Annotated in this window: 1 rRNA gene; it reads right to left on the bottom strand. The window is 56.9% G+C overall.

Annotation, left to right across the window (positions count from 1 at the left end):
• Positions 1-41: 41 nt before the first annotated feature.
• Positions 42-3157: ribosomal RNA gene (locus tag AB0F11_RS37430) — 23S ribosomal RNA — on the bottom strand.
• Between the last annotated feature and the right edge of the window lie 70 nt (positions 3158-3227).

Here is a 3227-nt window from a genome sequence, read left to right as displayed (position 1 = left end):
TGTTCGTTGCTTCAGAACTAACACAGTGGACGCGAGCAACTGAGGACAAGCCCTCGGCCTATTAGTACCAGTCAGCTCCACCCGTTACCGGGCTTCCACATCTGGCCTATCAACCCAGTCGTCTACTGGGAGCCTTACCCTCTCAAGGAGGTGGGAATACTCATCTCGAAGCAGGCTTCCCGCTTAGATGCTTTCAGCGGTTATCCCTCCCGAACGTAGCCAACCAGCCATGCCCTTGGCAGGACAACTGGCACACCAGAGGTTCGTCCGTCCCGGTCCTCTCGTACTAGGGACAGCCCTTCTCAATATTCCTACGCGCACAGCGGATAGGGACCGAACTGTCTCACGACGTTCTAAACCCAGCTCGCGTACCGCTTTAATGGGCGAACAGCCCAACCCTTGGGACCGACTCCAGCCCCAGGATGCGACGAGCCGACATCGAGGTGCCAAACCATCCCGTCGATATGGACTCTTGGGGAAGATCAGCCTGTTATCCCCGGGGTACCTTTTATCCGTTGAGCGACGGCGCTTCCACAAGCCACCGCCGGATCACTAGTCCCGACTTTCGTCCCTGCTCGACCCGTCGGTCTCACAGTCAAGCTCCCTTGTGCACTTACACTCAACACCTGATTGCCAACCAGGCTGAGGGAACCTTTGGGCGCCTCCGTTACCCTTTGGGAGGCAACCGCCCCAGTTAAACTACCCATCAGACACTGTCCCTGATCCGGATCACGGACCGAGGTTAGACATCCAGCACGACCAGAGTGGTATTTCAACGGCGACTCCACAACCACTGGCGTGGCTGCTTCAAAGTCTCCCACCTATCCTACACAAGCCGAACCGAACACCAATATCAAACTGTAGTAAAGGTCCCGGGGTCTTTCCGTCCTGCTGCGCGAAACGAGCATCTTTACTCGTAGTGCAATTTCACCGGGCCTATGGTTGAGACAGTCGAGAAGTCGTTACGCCATTCGTGCAGGTCGGAACTTACCCGACAAGGAATTTCGCTACCTTAGGATGGTTATAGTTACCACCGCCGTTTACTGGCGCTTAAGTTCTCAGCTTCGCCTGGTCGAAACCAAGCTAACCGGTCCCCTTAACGTTCCAGCACCGGGCAGGCGTCAGTCCGTATACATCGCCTTACGGCTTCGCACGGACCTGTGTTTTTAGTAAACAGTCGCTTCTCGCTGGTCTCTGCGGCCACCCCCAGCTCAGAGTGCAAGACTCATCACCAGTGATGGCCCCCCTTCTCCCGAAGTTACGGGGGCATTTTGCCGAGTTCCTTAACCATAGTTCACCCGAACGCCTCGGTATTCTCTACCTGACCACCTGAGTCGGTTTAGGGTACGGGCCGCCATGAAACTCGCTAGAGGCTTTTCTCGACAGCATAGGATCATCCACTTCACCACAATCGGCTCGGCATCAGGTCTCAGCCTTATATGAGGGACGGATTTGCCTACCCCTCGGCCTACACCCTTACCCCGGGACAACCACCGCCCGGGCTGGACTACCTTCCTGCGTCACCCCATCGCTTACCTACTACCACCTTGGGTCAGCGGCTCCACCACTCCCCTTCACCCGAAGGATCCAGGGCGGCTTCACGGCCTTAGCATTAATGGATTCGATATTGGGCGTTTCAAAGCGGGTACCGGAATATCAACCGGTTGTCCATCGACTACGCCTGTCGGCCTCGCCTTAGGTCCCGACTTACCCTGGGCAGATCAGCTTGACCCAGGAACCCTTAGTCAATCGGCGCACACGTTTCTCACGTGTGTATCGCTACTCATGCCTGCATTCTCACTCGTGAACCGTCCACAACTCGCTTCCGCGGCTGCTTCACCCGGCACACGACGCTCCCCTACCCATCACAGCCTCCGTTGGGAGTATTGCTGCAATGACACGACTTCGGCGGTACGCTTGAGCCCCGCTACATTGTCGGCGCGGAATCACTTGACCAGTGAGCTATTACGCACTCTTTCAAGGGTGGCTGCTTCTAAGCCAACCTCCTGGTTGTCTCTGCGACTCCACATCCTTTCCCACTTAGCGTACGCTTAGGGGCCTTAGTCGATGCTCTGGGCTGTTTCCCTCTCGACCATGGAGCTTATCCCCCACAGTCTCACTGCCGCGCTCTCACTTACCGGCATTCGGAGTTTGGCTAAGGTCAGTAACCCGGTAGGGCCCATCGCCTATCCAGTGCTCTACCTCCGGCAAGAAACACACGACGCTGCACCTAAATGCATTTCGGGGAGAACCAGCTATCACGGAGTTTGATTGGCCTTTCACCCCTAACCACAGGTCATCCCCCAGGTTTTCAACCCTGGTGGGTTCGGTCCTCCACGAAGTCTTACCTCCGCTTCAACCTGCCCATGGCTAGATCACTCCGCTTCGGGTCTAGAGCGTGCAACTCAATCGCCCTATTCGGACTCGCTTTCGCTACGGCTTCCCCACACGGGTTAACCTCGCTACACACCGCTAACTCGCAGGCTCATTCTTCAAAAGGCACGCAGTCACGAGGATCCGAAGATCCCGACGCTCCCACGGCTTGTAGGCACACGGTTTCAGGTACTATTTCACTCCGCTCCCGCGGTACTTTTCACCATTCCCTCACGGTACTATCCGCTATCGGTCACCAGGGAATATTTAGGCTTAGCGGGTGGTCCCGCCAGATTCACACGGGATTTCTCGGGCCCCGTGCTACTTGGGAGATGAGCAAGCAAGCCGTACAGATTTCAGCTACGGGGGTCTTACCCTCTACGCCGGACCTTTCGCATGTCCTTCGCCTATCCATACGGTTTCTGACTCGCCCAGCCGCCGGCAGACGACTGAAGCTCATTCCCACAACCCCACATGCGCAACCCCTGCCGGGTATCACACGCATACGGTTTGGCCTCATCCGGTTTCGCTCGCCACTACTCCCGGAATCACGGTTGTTTTCTCTTCCTGAGGGTACTGAGATGTTTCACTTCCCCTCGTTCCCTCCACACTGCCTATGTGTTCAGCAGCGGGTGACAGCCCATGACGACTGCCGGGTTTCCCCATTCGGACACCCCCGGATCAAAGCTCAGTTGGCAGCTCCCCGGGGCCTATCGCGGCCTCTCACGTCCTTCATCGGTTCCTGGTGCCAAGGCATCCACCGTGCGCCCTTAAAAACTTGGCCACAGATGCTCGCGTCCACTGTGTAGTTCTCAAACAACGACCAGCCACCCACCACCCCACCGGACAAAACC

Source organism: Streptomyces sp. NPDC032472 (genome assembly GCF_040636955.1).
Lineage (GTDB): Bacteria > Actinomycetota > Actinomycetes > Streptomycetales > Streptomycetaceae > Streptomyces.
This window is presented reverse-complemented; position numbering and strand designations above follow the sequence as displayed.